Raw genomic sequence first — 16,601 nt, forward strand, 5'->3', positions numbered from 1 at the left:
AGGAGTGAGCTTGCGAGCCCCGCAGTCGGCGGCCGGTGGGGATGATTGTGGCTGACGCGAGGAGTGAGCTTGCGAGCCCCGCAGTCGGCGGCCGGAAGGGATCGTTGTGGCTGACGCGAGGAGTGAGGACATCATGATCGATCTACGCTCGGACACCGTTACCCACCCAACCGCGGGAATGCGGGAGGCGATGGCCGTCGCCGAGGTGGGCGACGACGTGTACGGCGAGGATCCCACAGTCAACGCCCTCGAAACCGAGGTTGCGGCGCTCTTCGGCCACGAGGCGGCGCTGTTCTGCCCGACCGGGACGATGGCCAACCAGATTTCGCTGCAGCTGTTGGTGCCGCCCGGCGGTGAACTGCTCTGCGACGCGGATGCGCACGTGGTGACGTACGAGATCGGTGCGGCTGCCACCTACGGCGGCATTTCGTCGCGGACCTGGCCGGCGGTCGGCGCGGCGGTCGACCCCGACGTGGTCGCCGGCATGATTCGGCCCGACGGCTACTTCGCGGTGCCCACCCGGGCGGTCGCCGTGGAGCAGACCCACAATCGGGGCGGCGGTGGGGTGATCTCGCTGGCGGCTCTGCGTGAGCTGCGTCGGGTTGCCGACGACGCCCAGGTCGCGGTGCACTGCGACGGTGCTCGAATCTGGCACGCGCACGTCGCCGACGGGGTGCCGCTGGCCACCTACGGCATGCTCTTCGACACCCTGGCGGTCTGCCTCTCCAAGGGGCTCGGCGCGCCGGTCGGCTCGCTGGTGGTAGGCAGTGCCGACAAGATCGAACGAGCCCGGTTCATCCGTAAGCGGATGGGCGGCGGTATGCGGCAGGCCGGGATCCTCGCCGCTGCCGGCCGGTACGCCCTGGCAAACCAGGTGCAGCGGCTCGCCGAGGATCACACGAAGGCGGCCCGGCTCGCCGATGCGGTGGCGCCGTTCGGGGTATTGGCGGCCGAGGTGCGTACCAACCTGGTCCCGTTGGATCTCACCAAGACGCCGATGAACGCCCACACCTTCGCGGCCGCGGTCCGTGCGGAAGGGGTACTGGTCAGTGTGCTCGGCCCGCGTACCGCGCGCCTGGTCACCCATCTCGGTGTGGACGACGCGGCGATCGACCGTGCGATCGACGTCCTCACCCGTGCCTTGCGTACCTGATCCGCACCGCGGGCCGGGTCAGGTACGTAGTCGCTTGAGAACGGCCACGTCGCCGGCGTGGCCTACATGCTTCTCGGTGGGGGTCTCCACCACCGTCGGCACCCCGGAGGTCGCTGGGTGGCGCATCAGCTCGGCGAAGGCGGGCTCCCCGATGGTGCCCTTGCCGATGTTCTCGTGTCGGTCCCGGGTGGAGCCGCAGAGGTCCTTTGAGTCGTTGGCGTGTACCAGCCGAAGCCGGTCCGCCCCCACGGCGTTCACCAGCGTGTCGAGCGTGGCGGTCATGCCACCTTCGACGGCCAGGTCGTGCCCGGCAGCCCAGGCGTGGCAGGTGTCGAGGCAGACACCGAGCCACGGGTGTCGGTCAACCGTGTCCAGGTAGGGGCCGAGCTGTTCTACCCGGGCGGCGAGTGAGCGCCCGCCGCCGGCGCTCGGTTCGACCAGCAGCATCGGCCCGTTCGTGTCACCGGCGGTGTCCAGTAGCGGAAGGAGTACCTCTCGGACCTGGCGCATCGCCGTGTCGGTGTATCCGGCGTCAACCGCGCTGCCGGCGTGGAACACCACCCCCTGGGCGCCGATCGCCGCCCCTCGGCGTAGCGCGTGTGCCAGCGTTAGCGCTGACCGCTCCACCGTCGCTGCCGTGGGCGAGCCGAGGTTGACCAGTAGGGACGCGTGGATGAATACCGGGACGCCGCGCTCGGTGCAGCTGTCGCGAAACAGCGCGTCCTGCGTCGGGTTGCCGGGCGGCAATGCCCAGCCCCGCGAATTGGACACGTAGACCTGGGCAACCTCGGCGCCCGTCGCGTCTAGGTAGGGCAGGGCAGCTTTCGCCAGCCCGCCCCCGGTCGGTGTGTGCGCACCGACCGGTCGCATCGTCGCCATCACAGGCAGCCGAGGGTGATCTGGGTCCCCGGCGGCACCTGGGAGTTCTCACCGGGGCTTTGGAACCGGACGGTGCCGTTCTGGTTGAACTGCACCGCGACCGGGAAGGACTGCCCCTCCAACACCTGCTTGGCCTGCTGGCACGGCATGCCGATCACGCGGGGGACGACAACCTGTGGTGGTCCCTGGCTCACCTCCAGGCTGACCTCCGTCCCCTTCTCCACGCCGTCACCGTTGGCTGGACTCTGCCCGATGACCTCGTTCTTGGGCTTGTCGGACTCCTTCACCGTCGGTGGCTCAACGAGTACCAGCCCGAGCTGGTTCAGGATCGAGCGGGCCTCGTCCAGGGGCTTGCCGACCAGGTTCGGCACCGAGATGGGCGCCCTGCCTTTGCTCAGAGTTACCGTGACCTCGTGTCCGGGCTTGACTTCGACGCCCGCCTTCGGGTCGGTGGCGACCACCATGCCCTCCGGCAGGCTGTTGTGGTAGCTGGCGGAGCCCTTGACCACCTTCAGACCGGCCTCGGTCAGGTCGGTCGCGGCCAACTCGAACTCTTTGCCGACGACATCCGGCACCGCGAACTGCTCGGGGCCCAGCGAGAGGGTGAGGGTGATCGTGCCACCCTTCACGATGCGGGACGTGGAGGCCGGATCCTGGGACAGCACGGCGTCCTTCGGCACCTGGTCGTCGTGGCGCGGATCGGCGTACTGGAGGACCAGACCGGCCCGCTTCACCTGCGCTTCCGCAGTGGCTTGGTCCAGGCTCACCAGCTCTGGGGCCGCTGTGTATCGGCCGACCCCGACCCACCAGCCACCCACCGCGGCGATCAGCCCCAGCATCACGACGACAGCGGCCACCGCAAGCCGGCCGCGCTGCTCACCCATGAGTCGACCGGACAGCGGGGCCAACCGGGACCAGGCACTCTCGTTGTCGGCCGCCCGTCGTCGGCCGCCGCCCCGTGGGGCCTCCTCGGGCAACCGGGCCCAGGCGGGGCGCTGCGCCGGCTGTACGGCCGCGACCACCATGGTCGGCTCGCTCACCGGGGGCTTCTCGGTCACCCGGCGCAGCACCGTGGTGTGGGTGTTCGGGTTGCCCAACCCCTCCCGAGCCACCTGCACCTGGGCGAGCAGTGCACCCGCGTCGGCTGGGCGGGCACCGGGATCGCGCCGGGTAGCGCGGATGACCAGGTCGTCAAGGGCCTTCGGTAGTCCTGGCACCAGGGTCGACGGTGCCGGTACATCCTGTCGCACATGCTGCCAGGCCACCTCGACCGGGCGATGGCCGTCGTACGGCACGCGGCCGGTGAGCATCTCGAACAGCACGATGCCCGCCGAATAGACGTCGGTGCGCGGGTCGGCGTGCCCGTCGGTCACCAGCTCCGGTGCGACATAGGCGATCGTGGCCATCAGCTGGTTGGCCTGTGCGTCGTCGGCGCTCGCCTCCACCGCCTGGGCCAACCCGAAGTCGGCGACCTTCACCACGCTGTCGACCAGGTTGGCCGCACCTCCGGTCGGTGCCTCGGCGACCAGCACGTTCTCTGGTTTGACATCCCGGTGGACGAGCCCGGCCCGGTGCGCGGCGGCGATCGCGGCGAGCATCTGTTCGGTGATCGCGAGCGCCTCGTCGGGGTTGAGCCGGTGCCGTTCGGCGAGCACGTCGCGCAGCGTGCGACCGCGCACGTACTCCATGACCAGGTATGGCCGGTCGGCGTGGATGCCCTGGTCGTAGACCGCGACGACGTTGGGGTGGGTCAGCCGGGCGATGGTCTTCGCCTCGTCGGCGAAGCGTTCCACGAAGCCTGCCGTCTGCCCCTGAGCCCCCGGGCCCGACGCGGGGTGGATGATCTTAACTGCGACGGTGCGATCGAGGCGTTCGTCGGTTGCGGTGTATACAGTCGCCATGCCACCCCGGGCGACCCGACCGCGGATGCGGTAGCGCCCGTCGATCAGTGAGCCCAGCAACGTGTCGGCGACATGTGTGTCCATCGGCAGGAAGTCTATGTGTCCAGGGGTAGATGGTTGGAGTGTCCAGGGGTAGATGGTTGGACACCGATGCTACAGGCCGGCACTGATATCTTGAATCCAGTGACCCACCGGATGGCCGTTTTCGCAGCTCCGGTCGGTGCGCGACGGCACTGATCCGGTGCCGTGGGGGCCCTCGCTCGATGTCGGGGCGGCGTGGCAGGGTGGTCGGGTGACCGACTCCGTTCCCGCTGGCGAGCCCGCCGTGAGCCCTGCCGCCGAACCGGCTGCGTGGCTGACCCTGCCGGCCGTCGCCGAGCGCCTTGACCTGACGATCAGCAAGGTCCACCAGATGATCCGGGACCGGGAGCTGATCGCGGTCCGCCGAGACGGTGCCCGTCGGGTGCCGGCGGACCTGGTGGCGACCCGAGGAGTGCTCAAGCACTTACCCGGGGTGCTGAATCTCCTCACCGACGCCGGCTACGACGACGAAGAGATTCTGCGCTGGCTCTATCAGCCCGACGACACCCTGCCCGGCGGCACCGCCGCCGTGGCGCTGGCCGGCGATCAGGCCCGGGAGGTCAAGCGCCGCGCCCAAGCCCTCGGCTTCTGACCTCGGCGGTTCCCCGCCCGGTCCGGTCGAGGTCTGGCCGGATGGGGCGGGGGTCAGGCGGGGCGGCGGGTGGCAGCGATGGCGAGGTCGGCCAGGGCCTGGTGCGCCTCGGTGTCGAGGTCAACGGTGGACAGTGCGGCGAGCGCGGTGTCGGTGAGCTCCTGGATCCGCTGCTCGGCGCGGCCCAGCGCACCGCTGGCTCCGATCAGTTCCCGCAGCCGGGCCACCCCCGCGTCGTCGAGGTCGGAGTCGCCGAGGCCGTCGAGCAGCACCTCCCGATCGGCGGTGTCGACCATCTCCAACGCCGCCGCCACCAGGTATGTCCGCTTTCCCTCGCGGAGGTCGTCGCCGGCTGGTTTACCGGTCTGTGCCGGGTCACCAAAGATCCCCAGCACGTCGTCGCGAAGCTGGAAGGCCTCGCCCAGTGGCAACCCGTACGCCGAGTACGCCGCGTGGACCTCGGGGGTGGCGTCGGCCAGTGCGGCGCCGAGTAGCAATGGGCGTTCGACGGTGTACTTCGCCGACTTGTAGCGGGCAACCTTCCCGGCCCGCTCGACCGACGTGTCCCCGGTGGCCTGGGTCAGTACGTCGAGGTACTGGCCCACGGTGACCTCGGTCCGCATCTGGTCGAATACCGGCCGTGCCCGGGCGACGGTGTGCGGGTCCAGTCCGGCGGAGTGCAGCAACTCGTCCGACCAGACGAGGCACAGGTCGCCCAGGAGAATGGCGGCCGCGTCACCGAATCCGTCCGCGTCTCCGTCCCAGTCCGCCGACCGGTGCCGGGCGGCGAACCGCAGATGCACCGCCGGCTCCCCCCGCCGGGTGTCCGAGCGATCGATCAGATCGTCGTGAATCAACGCGCTGGCCTGCACGAACTCCAACGCGGCCAGGGCGGTCGCCACCTGTTCGGTGTCGACTCCACCCGCGCCCCGGTAGCCCCAGTAGGCGAAGGCGGGCCGTAGCCGCTTGCCGCCCCCGAGGACGAATGCCTCGACCGCGTCGGCCAACGGGGCGAGGGAGGCGTCAACGTTGGTCATCCAGGCACGTCGGGTCACCAGGAAGTCGGCCAGTGCCTTGTTGACGCGTTGCCGAAGCCCGGCACGGTCCACCGGGGAAACAGGAGCAGGGTAGGTCACGCCCTGACGCTAGCCGGTCGCGACGGCCAGCGACGCACCGGCGGCCTGGCGACGCGCCGTGCCCTACCGTGCGGCGTCGACTTTGCCGTGTTGCGTGGTGTCGGCCGTGCCGTGCCCCTTGTCACCGTTTGCGGCGGAGGAAGGTCTAGGGATCGCGGCCGTGCGCCGCTAGAGTCATGGCGTGGCGCTTGGTCTTCCATCGGTTCTCCCCAATCCGCAGCCGGCGATCGGGGAGCTGATCCGCGACCGCCGGCCGACCTTCTCCTTCGAGTTCATGCCGCCGAAGACAGCGCAGGGCGAGCGGCTGCTCTGGCAGGCCATCCGGGAGCTGGAGTCGCTGCGCCCGTCGTTCGTCTCGATCACCTACGGCGCTGGTGGCTCAACCCGGGACACGACTGTGGCGGTTACCGAACGGGTCGCCACCGAGACCACGCTGCTGCCGATGGCGCACCTGACCGCAGTCAACCACTCGGTGGCCGAGCTGCGTCACGTGATCGGGCGGTTGGCCGCTGCGGGCGTGCGTAACGTGCTCGCCGTGCGTGGCGATCCGCCCGGGGACCCCACCGGCGAGTGGGTCCCGCACCCGGATGGTGTGGACTACGCGGAGGACCTGGTCCGCCTGGTCCGCGACGCGGGTGACTTCAGCGTCGGCGTTGCCGCCTTCCCGTACAAGCACCCCCGCTCGCCCGACATCGACTCCGACACGGCGTACTTCGTCCGCAAGTGCCGGGCCGGAGCCGAGTTTGCGATCACGCAGATGTTCTTCGACGCAGACGAGTATCTTCGGCTGCGGGACCGGGTGGTCGCGGCCGGCTGTGACACGCCGATCATCCCCGGTGTGATGCCGGTAACGAAGGTCAGCACCATCGAGCGGTCGGAGCAGCTCTCCGGCGCGCCCTTCCCACCGGCCCTGGCCGCGCGCTTCGAGCGGGTCGCGGACGACCCGGAGGCGGTCCGTGAGCTCGGTGTCGAGCAGGCCAGCGAGATGTGTCAGCGGCTGCTGGACGAGGGGGTTCCCGGCATCCACTTCATCACCTTCAACCGGTCCACAGCTACCCGGGAGATCTGGCGGAATCTGCGAGTCAGCACCCCCGGGTGACCAGACGCGCCACGACACCGCGCGATCGGTGCGACGGTTGATCCGTGGTGGGCAGACAGCTGAACTGGGACCAGTACGCCACGGCCTGGGCGCGCTTGCACGGTGGGTTCGATCCGCGCGCCGCGGCCCCGCTCGTCCGTGCCTGGCTGCGCCTCGCGTATCACGGGGGCTACGTGCTGGGCCGGCTGCGGGTCACCCCGACCGCGGTGACCGTCGCCGGGGTTCTGCTCTGCCTCGGCGTGCCGCTGGTCGCGGTCCGCCCACAGGACGGGCCCTTCCTCGGCGCGTTGCTGGTGCTGCTCGCCTCGGTGGCGGACAGTCTCGACGGCGCGGTAGCGGTGGTGAGCAACCGCACCACCCGGCTTGGGTACGTCTACGACTCGGTGGCTGACCGGCTCGGTGAGGCGGCCTGGCTGGTCGCGTTCTGGCTGCTCGGTGCGCCCGGCGCGCTGGTGGCCGCCGGTGGTGCGCTCTCCTGGCTGCACGAGTACGTGCGTGCCCGGGCGACCTCCGCCGGAATGCGAGAGATCGGTGCGGTGACCGTGGGGGAGCGGCCGACCCGGGTCGTGGTGGCCCTCGCCGGCCTGCTGCTGGCCGGGCTGGCCGGGCTGATCGAGCCGGACCTCGCCGCGGGCACCATCACCATGGCGAGCGCGGTCTGGGCGTTGCTGGCCGGCTTCGGCCTCGGACAGCTACTGGCCGCCGTCCGGGGGGCACTGATCAACGCCAGCTGACGCTCGCGGCCCACCGGAGCGGCGTTCGTGCCGTGCGCCGACGACGGAATCAGGCCCACGTTCCGGTGCCCCGCATCCCGCGTCGCCTGCGAAGCCGTGACACCGCCGCGGGTGGGCGTCGGTGGACCGCGTCTACCCGCTACCAGGCCGGGCCGATGGAGTCGGCGACGATCTGGGCGGAGAGGGCGACCATCGGCAGCCCTCCGCCGGGGTGGCAGGAGCCACCGACCAACCACAGCCCGCGGACCGGCCCCCGGTTTGGTGGGCGGAGCAGGCTGCCCGTGGTGCCGTAGATCGCTCCGCCCGGTGTGCCCGTCGCGGTGCCCAGATCGGCCGGCGTACGAATCTCCCGGAACAGCAGCCGGTCCCGTACGTCCACCCCCCGCGCGGCTAGCACGTCCAGGATCCGGTCCGCGTACGCCTCGGCGAGGCCGGGGCGTCGCCAGTCGACAGCATCCGCGGCGGTGCCCTGCCGAGCGGCGTTGACCAGTACGAACCACGCCTCGTGTCCAGCCGGGCGGACCGTCTCGTCGGCGGCCACGGTGACGAAGATCGTCGGGTCTGGGGCCGGGCACGCCCGAACCCCCCGCCCGGGCGCCCCGAAGACCGCGTCGAACTCGTTGTCGTAGCCGTCGGGGAAGAAGACGTTGTGGTGCGCCAGCCCAGAGTCCCCGCGTACGCCGAGCAGCAGCACGAAGCCGGCGAGGCTGCGGTCGGTCAGCGTGGCCAGCCGTCGCGGGGTGGGCAGCAGGTCCCGGTAGAGGGTGAGCGCGTCAACGTTGGACACCACCACATCGGCCGGCACGGGGGCGTTCACGCCGGCGAGGCGTACGCCGTGCACCCGTCCGCCCGCCGCGTCGATCCGGGTGACCCGGACGCCGGTCCGTACCACCACCCCGAGCTCCAGGCAGCGGGTCAGCAGGGCGTCGGCGAGGGTGCCCAGGCCGCCGCGGAGGTACCAGCCGCCGAAGGCCAGCTCGGCGTACGGGACGGCGACGAGGGCCGCCGGCGCCCGGCGCGGGTCAGCTCCGGCGTACGTCGCGTACCGATCGAGCAGCATCCGGAGCCGGGGGTCGGACAGGTGGGCGCGGCCGATTCCACGTAGCGTGCGGCCCGGCCCGATAGCGGCCAGGTCACCCAGCCGCCAGGCCAGCATCGCCAGGTCCCGGGGCGAGTCGATCCGGCGGCGCAGGACATCCCGCTCCGAGGCCGTCCAGACCCGCTCGGCACGCCGCCAGAGGTGCCGCCACTGGTCGGCGGCCCGCTCGCCGAAGGCCGCGCCGATGCGGGCGGCGAACTCGTCGGAGTCGGCGCACGAATCGAGCGTTGGTCCACCCTGGGGGAAGACGTGTCGCACGATTGGGTCGAGCGGGACCGGGTCCAGGTACTCGTCGAGCTTCGCCCCGGTGGCCTCGAACAGGTCGTGGAACACCTGGGGCAGGGTCAGCAGGCTGGGCCCGGTGTCGAAGTGGAAGGGGCCGGCGGGTGTGCCGTGTACGTACCGACCGAGCTTGCCACCTACCGTCTCACCCTGCTCCAGGAGGGTGACCTGGTGCCCGGTGGCGGCCAGCCGGGCGGCGGTGGCCAGGCCACCCACCCCGGCGCCGACGATCACGATCCGCGCCATGGTGTGCCTCCTAGCCGACCGGACGGCCCCGCCAGCTCAGGCGCCGTCGCTTCCGCAGATGGTACGACCGCAGGGTCAGCCAACCGAGGACCGCTACCGACGCGGGGTGCCCCAACGCGTCCGGCCACCACTGACCGCCGGTCGCCCGGGCGCTGACCACCCGCCCAGCGACCCCGAGCAGGTAGGCCCCAGCGGCGACGGCGGCTGTCCCCGGCGCACCGCCGACCAGCGCGGCCACGGCGACCAGCGCCGGGGCGGTGTAGAGCAGCAGCAGCAGCGCGACCACCGTGGCTGCCGCCGAGGGACGACCGAACGAGGCCCACAGCGACTTCGAGTAGCCGTCGCGCAGCTGTGGCCAGTCGTCGTACATCCGGCAGGTGGCCAGCTGTGAGCCGTCGGCGAGGGCGATCTGGCCGCCGGACCGCTTGACCGCTCGGGCCAACTCGACATCCTCCAGAACCCGGTCGGCCACCGCCGCGTGTCCACCGGCGGCGGTGTATCCGACCCGGTCCACGACCAGAAACTGCCCACCGGCCGCGGCCAGGGACGGCCGGGCCGACCGCTCCATCGCGGGCAGCGGCAGGAACGTCAGCCACAACCACTGCAACAGCGGCTGGACCAGCCGGTCGGCCACCGTCGTGACCAGGATCCGGGGGTACGGCGACAGCAGCGCCACCCGCGCGGCCCGTAGCTCGCCGACCGCCGCAGCCACGGCGTGGGGGGCGAGCACCACGTCGGCGTCGACGAAGACCAACACGGTGGCAGCCGGATCGGCTCGGGTGGCGAGCTGCCAGCAGGCGTGCGGCTTGCCCAGCCAACCCGGCGGTGGAGCAGCGCCGTCGAGCAGGGTGACTCGGGGGTCGTCGCCGACGACCGTGCGGACAACCTCGTGGGTGCCGTCGGTTGATCCGTCGTCGAGCACCACGATCTGTAGCTGTGGCACACCATGCTGGGCCAGCAGCCCGCGCAGACATGGGGTGACTCGGGCGGCCTCGTTGCGCAGCGGCAGCAGCACCGCCACCGGTTCGGTCACCGTCGCCGGCGTCCCGACCGGGCGGCGCAGCCAACGGCCGGCGTTGACCAGGGTGTGTGTGGTCAGCGCGGCCACGCCGGCCAGTATCGCCAGCAACAGGATCATGTCGGCGCCCCACCTCGGCGGGGGCCGGCGGCGCGACGCCGGGCCGGATTGCTCATACCGACGTGTCGGCGCGACGCCGCCGGCCCGCTGGTGTCGTCCGGCCGCGTCGGGGCAGCAGTGCCGGCCGGAGGCGTCGGGGCAGCAGCGTCACCGCCAGCGGCACCGCGGTCAGCGCCATAGTCGCTGCGCCCCACCCGGCCGAGGCGGGTAGGTCGAGGAAGACGGCGTGGGCCAGCACGCTGGAGCCGTACGTCCACAGATAGAGCGCGAGCATCGGAGCGTCGCGGCCGTCGGTGGTGGCCACGGCGGTGCCGGCCAGTGGCCGCAGGGCGGCCATCACCAGCACCGCGAAGAGCAGCCAGCCCAGGTAGTTGCTGATGGGGATGCCGGGCAGGCCGGGTAGCGCGGGGGTGGCGTTCCGCCAGGCCCAGTGCCCCTCGGCGACCATCTGCGGGTCGAGGAAGAGATCCCATGCGGCCAGTCCGACCGCTGCCAGCGCAACTCGGCGGACAGTCGGCCCGATGCCCCCGGCCGGCCCACCACCGGTGAGCCGGACCGCGGTCAGCCAGGCAGGCCAGGCCATCCAGGTCCAGGCGAGTGGGATGATCAGTGGTACTCCGGCCAGCTTCGGTCCGAGCTGCTCCGAGTAGTCGTAGCTGCCGAACGGGAATCCGGTGGCCACTCCGAGCGCCTCGATGGCGAAGCCGCCGCCGGTGACCGTGACGAGCAACGCCGCCGCCGTCCGGGGACCCCGGCTGAGCAGCGCGTGGCCGACCGAGAGCAGGTAGCCGAGCAGGACTGTGGCGACGGTCAGCCGGGCCCGGGTCTGCCCCGTGGTCAGGGGGTAGCAGATCTGCACCAGCACCAGCACGGCCAGCAGCGCCCAGGCGGTCCGGAGGGTGTGCCCCGGCAGGGCGGGGGGCCGGGTCATGTGGGGGCCCGCCCGGAGGCGGCGGGTGGCGGGAGCGGCAGGTCCCGGCCGAGTACCCCGAACAGTCGTTCGTCACCGGGGAAGCGGAAGTCGCGCAGGACGTCAACGAAGCCGAAGCGTCGGTACAGTCGCCAGGCCCGGGAGCGCTGCTCGTCTGCCTCCGGGGTGGACAACAGGGTGGTGCTCCCCTCCGCTATCCCGAGCAGGGCGCGCAGCTGGCCGGCGCCCAGTCCGTGCCCCTGTGCCGGTGGTCGGACATGTAGCTCGACCACCTCGAAGCAGCTGGCCAGCCAGCGGCGGCGGGTGGCCGGGTCCAGCATCCGCCCCACCTGGTCGTGCCACCACTGGCCGGGCTTCCCGTGGTATCCGTAGCCGAATCCGGCCAGGTGGCCTTCGGAGGTGAGGCTGGCGACGGCGCGGAAGCCGGGGCGGCGGACGTGGGAGGCGATGTAGCCGCGCCGCGCCCGGAGTAGATCGGCGCGGTACCCCATCGCCTCGCCGTAGACGGCCACCACGTCGTCCAGCCGCCGAACGAGGTCGTCCGGTGTCCACCGCACCAGCCTCATGCCGTCCCCACCTTCGTTCCGCCGTCCGTGGTCCAGCCCAGCACCGTCCGGTCACCGACCACGTCGCGTACCTCGAACCGGGCGAAGAGTTCCTCCGCATACCACCCCTCGGTGGGGGTTCGCATGATCGCGGCGCGATGCTCGGGGTGACGGTACGCGAATGCGACCAGCTCCGCCGGGGTGCGCCACACGCTGACCGTGCCCTGCCAGCCCAGCGGCGCCTCGCCGACGCCGAAGCGGGCGAGCAGGCCGGGTGCGGTGTGCAGCGCGCGGGCCACGGGGGGTACCGCCCGCCAGAAGGTGACCGCTCGGGCGGGATGGAGCCGGGCCCGGGTCAGTGCCAGCACCGGGCCGCTGGATCGCCCGCCTGGCGGGTCGCCGAACGGCCGCTGGCCGGACCACTCGCCCCGGCTGGTGAGCGGGCGTAGGTCGACTCGGACGGCGGCGTGGGCAATGCGTGCCCAGGCCCGTCCCACCGGGGAGTCGGCGAAGCCGGTGGCCGCGGCGGGGGAGTCCCACACGGTCAGCGCCGCCCACCGGGTCAGGTCCGCATCGCGTGGGCCGAAGCCGGTGCCGGTCCCGGTGCCGAGCAGTTTGGCGAAGCGGACGCCGGGCAGCGCGCGGAGCCGGCGCGGGTCGGCCGCCATCCGGGCCAGCGCCCGGGGCAGCCTGGCTCGGTTGGTCCGCCACACATGCAGGGTGACCAACTCGGGGACCGGCGCCCGGCGGTTGACCGGGCGTGGCTCGTTCGACAAGCCCGCTCACGCCACCTCGACCGGGGTGCCGCCGGTTACCCGCAGCAGCTCCGGATAGGTGGTGGGGAAGACCGCGCGGGGTACGCCGCCGGCGGCCCAGATCTCGTCGTACTTGTCGAGGGCGGTGTCCACCAGGGTGCGCAGCGGCTGGGGATGGCCGACCGGGGCGACTCCACCGATGACCTGTCCGGTGTGTTCGCGGACGAATTCCGGCGTGGCCCGCCGGAGCCGGGTGACGCCGATCGCCGCGGCGAGGCCGACGGTGTCCACCCGGTGCGCTCCGGAGGTCAGCACCAGCAGCGGCCCGTCGGCTGTCTCGAAGACCAGGGAGTTGGCGATCTGACCGATCTCGACATCGAGGGCGGCGGCGGCTGCCGCGGCGGTGTGGACCGCGTCGGGCAAGAGGCGAACGAGGCTGGGTGCGCCAGAGCCGTCGAGTGCGCCAACGCCGTCCAGTGCCTCCTGCGTCGCCCGTACTTTCGGGTGTGGGTGCATCCGGCCATTCTTACCGGTGCGCCCCGGGCGCCCTTCGTTGGCCACGCCAGCGGTGGTGGCCGGTGGGCGGTGAGCCCGAGCGGCGCCCACGGCGGTCAGGCCGCCAGGTTGACTGCGGTGGTGCTGCGGTGTTCGACCCGTCCGACGTGCGGCGACGCGCGGCACACGTTGTGTTTTTGTTGGCGGGAGGGTGTACTGTCAGCAGTAGTTAGAACGGGTGTTCGATTGGCCGAGGGTTTGTTGCTTCGCATGCTCGTTCCGACAGCCGGAGTGGTGTTTCGCGGCGCTGCTCCGGGCGGGTGCGGCATCGCGGGTCGCGCCCAGGGTCGTGGGCAGTCGCGAGCCCTGGCCCGTCAGGCGGGAGCGTCGCCCGCCGCCCTCGACCCCCGGCGGCGGGCGACGAACCTGCCGGTCATGCCGGCCGGGTGTGGTGTGGGGAAGCGTCCATGCCCGGCCGGCCCCGCCGGTGCGTCTTCCTCCGCACCACTCGACCCCGGCGGTCCGTCGGCGGATCAGTTCCGTCGGGTGGCGCCTCGGCCCTGGAGGAGACAGAGCATGCCGACCAAGCCAGCTACGGCGCCAACGGTGCCGGCCCACATGCTGCCGCAGCGCACCCCTGTCCAGCTCCTCACGGTGGCTCGTCGCGGGCTCGGCGAAGCTGCCCGCACCGGCCCCGACGGTCTCCGCTACGCGGCGGCCCACCTGGCGGCTCTGCGGGCCGCCGCGGCGCTGCTCGCTGCCCGTGCTCGCCCCGTGTCGACTCGGCGTGGTCGGGTCACCAGTGTCTGGGTCTTGCTCTCCGGTGTTGCTCCCGAGCTCGACGAGTGGGCCCGGTTCTTCGCTCTGGCCGCCAGTAAGCGAGCCGCTGCCGAGGCTGGCATCCCGCGGGTCGTCACCGCCCGGGAGGCCGACGACCTGCTGCGTGCCGCCGAGGAGTTCGTGCTGGTGGTGGAGGCCGCGCTCGGTGCGGCGCGAGCGCCGTCCCTTGGTGGTCGGGCGGCCTGAGCCGCGGCGACGCCGAGGGCGCTGACGGCAGCAGGGGATTTCCCAATAGGTCCGTTTTGTGAGTTCTTGAGCTATTTGCATTGCGCTGGTCCATCAGTACGACAGCACGACAGGGGGTAGGTCCGATGGCGGGCCGCATGGTGGTCGGTTCCGCCGCGTTGGCGGGTCTGGTGCGTCCGGCGAGTGCGCCGGACCCGATCGGGGGACAGCGGGTGCTACCGGTTGCCCCCGAACTGACCGGCCTGCTGCCCAACCGGGGGCTGCGCCGCGGCAGCACGATTTCGGTCGCCACTGGCCAGCCCCGGCGCAGCGGCGCCACCTCCCTGGTCCTGGCGCTGCTCGCCGAGGCGTCCCGGGCCGGCTCGTGGTGCGCCGTGGTCGGGGTGCCAACCTTCGGGGCGGTCGCCGCCGCCGAGTTCGGGATCGCCCTGGACCGGCTCGCCCTCGTGCCGAACCCGGGACCCGAATGGGCCACCGTCGTCGCCACGCTGATCGACGGGGTGGATGTCGTGGTCGCCGCCGTCCCGGCCACAGTGTCCACATCGGTCGCCAGTCGGCTGGCAGCTCGGGCCCGGCAGCGGGGCAGCGTCCTCGTCCCGTACGGACGGTGGGACGGTGCCGACCTGACCCTTCAGGTGACCCGGGGAGTCTGGCAGGGAATCGGTGTCGGCCGGGGCCGGCTGCGGCGGCGGGAGGTCACCGTGGCGGCGCGGGGGCGGGGCGCCGCCACCCGTCCCCGGGAGGTGACGATCTGGCTGCCCGCTGCCGGTTCGACCCAGGTGGTTCCGGATTCGACCCGTGGCGCCCGGGCGGCTTCGCCCACTGGGCGTACCGGTGCCGGCCGGCTCCGAGCGGTGCCACCGGCCACCGACGGGCCCTGGCCGCTCACCCTGGCCGGTTCGGCATGACCGGTCTCCGCACGATGGTGCTCTGGTGCCCGGACTGGCCGGTGGTCGCCGCTGAACAGGTGGAGGGGGTGCCCACCACCGACCCGGTCGCGGTACTGCACGCCAACCGGGTGGTCGCCTGCTCCGAGCAGGCTCGGGCCGAGGGAGTGCGCCGAGGACTGCGGCGGCGGGAGGCGCAGAGTCGATGCCCCCGACTCACCGTCCTCGCCCACGATCCCGCCCGAGACGCCCGAGCGTTCGAGCCGGTGGTGGCTGCAGTCGAGGAGCTGGTGGCCGGGGTGGCGGTGGTTCGCCCCGGGATGTGCGCGGTACCGGCCCGGGGCCCGGCCCGCCACCTCGGCGGTGAGGAGGCGGCGGCGGAGCAGATCATCGAGCACGTCGCCCAGGCCTGTGCGGTGGAGAGCCAGGTCGGCATCGCTGACGGGGAGTTCGTCGCCGGGCTGGCCGCCCGCACCGGACAGGTGGTCCCCCCGGGCGGGACGCCGCGGTTCCTCGCCGATCAGCCGGTCGAGGCGCTCGGTCGACCGGCCCTGGCCGACCTGCTGCGTCGGCTCGGCAGCTGCACCCTCGGCGACTTCGCCGCGCTGTCGCACGGCGACGTGCTGGCCCGGTTCGGCGCCGACGGTGCGCTGGCCCACCGGCTGGCCATGGGCCGGGACCACCGCCCGCTTGCGGTTCGGCGACCCCCGGTGGACCTGACGGTCACCGCGGACCAGGACGAACCGCTCGACCGGGTTGACGCGGCGGCCTTCGTCGCCCGCGCACTGGCCGAGCGGCTGCACGACCGCCTCGCCGCGTACGGGCTGGCCTGCACCCGCCTCGGTATTGAGGCGGTGACCGCGCACGGTCAGGAACTGCACCGAACCTGGCGGCACGACGGTCTGCTCACCGCCGCTGCCATCGCCGACCGGACCCGGTGGCAGCTCGACGGGTGGCTCTCCGGTGGCCGGTCGGGTGCCGAACCGGTGCGGCCCACCGCCGGCATCGTCCGGCTACGGCTGGTGCCCGACGGGGTGGTCGCGCTGGGGGCCCTACAGCCCGGCCTGTGGGGGGAGGCCGGGGAGGAGCGGGACCGGGCCCACCGGGCGTTGAGCCGGATCCAGGGTCTCCTTGGCCCCGAGGCGGTGGTCACCGCGGTACTCGGCGGCGGGCGCTCCCCGGCCGACCAGGTACGCCTGGTGCCGTGGGGCGATGAACGCCGGCCGGCCCGCCCCGGGTCCCCCACGTCGGGGTGGTTGCCGGGCCGGCCGGGGGAGCCGCCGTGGCCGGGCCGGCTTCCACCGCCGGCGCCAGCGGTGGTGCTCCCCGAGCCGCTGGCCGCTACCGTGCAGGACGCCGTCGAGGAGCCCGTCGTGGTCAGTGCACGTCTGGCGGTGAGTGCGGTACCGGCGTGGCTCACCATCGGGGCCGGCCGGCCGGTGGCGATCACCGGATGGACTGGCCCATGGCCGGTTGACGAGCGGTGGTGGGAACCGCCGGAGGCCCGGCGGCGAGCCCGGTTCCAGGTCTGTCTCGCCGATGGTGCCGCCCTGCTGCTCGCGGTCGAGGGGGGCCGGTGGCTGGTGGAGGCGAGCTATGACTGATCTCCGTGGCGCAGGCGG

General features: G+C 72.5%; 16 protein-coding genes. 7 read left to right on the plus strand and 9 right to left on the minus strand.

What is annotated here, in order from left to right:
- Positions 1–133: 133 nt before the first annotated feature.
- Entirely contained in the window at positions 134–1,153 is a 1,020-nt protein-coding gene (locus K228_RS0107445; protein WP_025617858.1) for a threonine aldolase family protein, read from the plus strand.
- A gap of 18 nt (positions 1,154–1,171) precedes the next feature.
- Here the strand turns inward: K228_RS0107445 and K228_RS0107450 are convergent, their stop codons facing one another.
- Both K228_RS0107450 and pknB read right to left on the minus strand, forming a co-directional pair.
- Positions 1,172–2,035, minus strand: coding sequence for a deoxyribonuclease IV (locus tag K228_RS0107450; RefSeq protein WP_025617859.1), 864 nt, complete (start codon positions 2,033–2,035; stop codon positions 1,172–1,174).
- Positions 2,032–4,017 (minus strand): Stk1 family PASTA domain-containing Ser/Thr kinase, encoded by a 1,986-nt coding sequence (pknB, locus tag K228_RS0107455; protein ID WP_025617860.1) that lies wholly within the window; start codon positions 4,015–4,017, stop codon positions 2,032–2,034. The genes K228_RS0107450 and pknB overlap by 4 nt, the downstream gene beginning before the upstream one ends.
- 208 nt (positions 4,018–4,225) lie before the next feature.
- Here pknB and K228_RS0107460 point away from each other — a divergent pair, with 208 nt between their 5' ends.
- On the plus strand, positions 4,226–4,606 hold the full coding sequence (locus K228_RS0107460; protein WP_025617861.1) for an Rv2175c family DNA-binding protein: 381 nt from the start codon (positions 4,226–4,228) through the stop codon (positions 4,604–4,606).
- Positions 4,607–4,659: 53 nt separating this feature from the next.
- On the opposite strand, the gene K228_RS0107465 is transcribed toward K228_RS0107460, so the two are convergent.
- Positions 4,660–5,742, minus strand: a complete 1,083-nt coding sequence (locus tag K228_RS0107465) for a polyprenyl synthetase family protein (RefSeq protein WP_025617862.1) — start codon at positions 5,740–5,742, stop codon at positions 4,660–4,662.
- A gap of 181 nt (positions 5,743–5,923) precedes the next feature.
- On the opposite strand from K228_RS0107465, the gene metF reads away from it, so the two are divergent.
- Positions 5,924–6,841 (plus strand): methylenetetrahydrofolate reductase [NAD(P)H], encoded by a 918-nt coding sequence (gene metF, locus K228_RS0107470; protein WP_025617863.1) that lies wholly within the window; start codon positions 5,924–5,926, stop codon positions 6,839–6,841.
- 44 nt (positions 6,842–6,885) lie between these two features.
- Positions 6,886–7,575, plus strand: a complete 690-nt coding sequence (locus tag K228_RS0107475) for a CDP-alcohol phosphatidyltransferase family protein (protein WP_025617864.1) — start codon at positions 6,886–6,888, stop codon at positions 7,573–7,575.
- A 139-nt stretch (positions 7,576–7,714) separates the two neighbouring features.
- On the opposite strand, the gene K228_RS0107480 is transcribed toward K228_RS0107475, so the two are convergent.
- From K228_RS0107480 to K228_RS0107505, 6 genes are read right to left on the minus strand one after another with little or no spacing between them, the layout of a single operon-like run.
- Positions 7,715–9,202, minus strand: a complete 1,488-nt coding sequence (locus tag K228_RS0107480; RefSeq protein ID WP_025617865.1) for a phytoene desaturase family protein — start codon at positions 9,200–9,202, stop codon at positions 7,715–7,717.
- 10 nt (positions 9,203–9,212) lie between these two features.
- Positions 9,213–10,340 (minus strand): glycosyltransferase family 2 protein, encoded by a 1,128-nt coding sequence (locus tag K228_RS0107485; RefSeq protein ID WP_025617866.1) that lies wholly within the window; start codon positions 10,338–10,340, stop codon positions 9,213–9,215.
- A gap of 52 nt (positions 10,341–10,392) precedes the next feature.
- Positions 10,393–11,271, minus strand: a complete 879-nt coding sequence (locus K228_RS0107490; RefSeq protein WP_025617867.1) for a carotenoid biosynthesis protein — start codon at positions 11,269–11,271, stop codon at positions 10,393–10,395.
- Positions 11,268–11,837, minus strand: coding sequence for a GNAT family N-acetyltransferase (locus tag K228_RS0107495; protein WP_025617868.1), 570 nt, complete (start codon positions 11,835–11,837; stop codon positions 11,268–11,270). The genes K228_RS0107490 and K228_RS0107495 overlap by 4 nt, the downstream gene beginning before the upstream one ends.
- Positions 11,834–12,592, minus strand: coding sequence for a hypothetical protein (locus K228_RS0107500; protein ID WP_025617869.1), 759 nt, complete (start codon positions 12,590–12,592; stop codon positions 11,834–11,836). Before K228_RS0107500 ends, K228_RS0107495 begins: the two co-directional genes overlap by 4 nt.
- 6 nt (positions 12,593–12,598) lie before the next feature.
- Complete coding sequence (locus tag K228_RS0107505) at positions 12,599–13,087, minus strand: YbaK/EbsC family protein (protein ID WP_025617870.1); 489 nt, start codon at positions 13,085–13,087, stop codon at positions 12,599–12,601.
- 555 nt (positions 13,088–13,642) lie between these two features.
- On the opposite strand from K228_RS0107505, the gene K228_RS0107510 reads away from it, so the two are divergent.
- From K228_RS0107510 to K228_RS0107520, 3 genes are all read left to right on the plus strand, one after another.
- A complete protein-coding gene (locus tag K228_RS0107510) occupies positions 13,643–14,092 on the plus strand; it encodes an SAV_6107 family HEPN domain-containing protein (RefSeq protein ID WP_025617871.1) in 450 nt (149 codons plus the stop codon).
- 125 nt (positions 14,093–14,217) lie between these two features.
- Complete coding sequence (locus K228_RS0107515) at positions 14,218–15,000, plus strand: hypothetical protein (RefSeq protein ID WP_025617872.1); 783 nt, start codon at positions 14,218–14,220, stop codon at positions 14,998–15,000.
- A complete protein-coding gene (locus K228_RS0107520) occupies positions 14,997–16,583 on the plus strand; it encodes a DNA polymerase Y family protein (protein WP_025617873.1) in 1,587 nt (528 codons plus the stop codon). Before K228_RS0107515 ends, K228_RS0107520 begins: the two co-directional genes overlap by 4 nt.
- The last annotated feature ends 18 nt before the right edge of the window (positions 16,584–16,601 follow it).

This window comes from Salinispora cortesiana (assembly GCF_000484695.1).
Classification (GTDB): Bacteria; Actinomycetota; Actinomycetes; order Mycobacteriales; family Micromonosporaceae; genus Micromonospora; species Micromonospora cortesiana.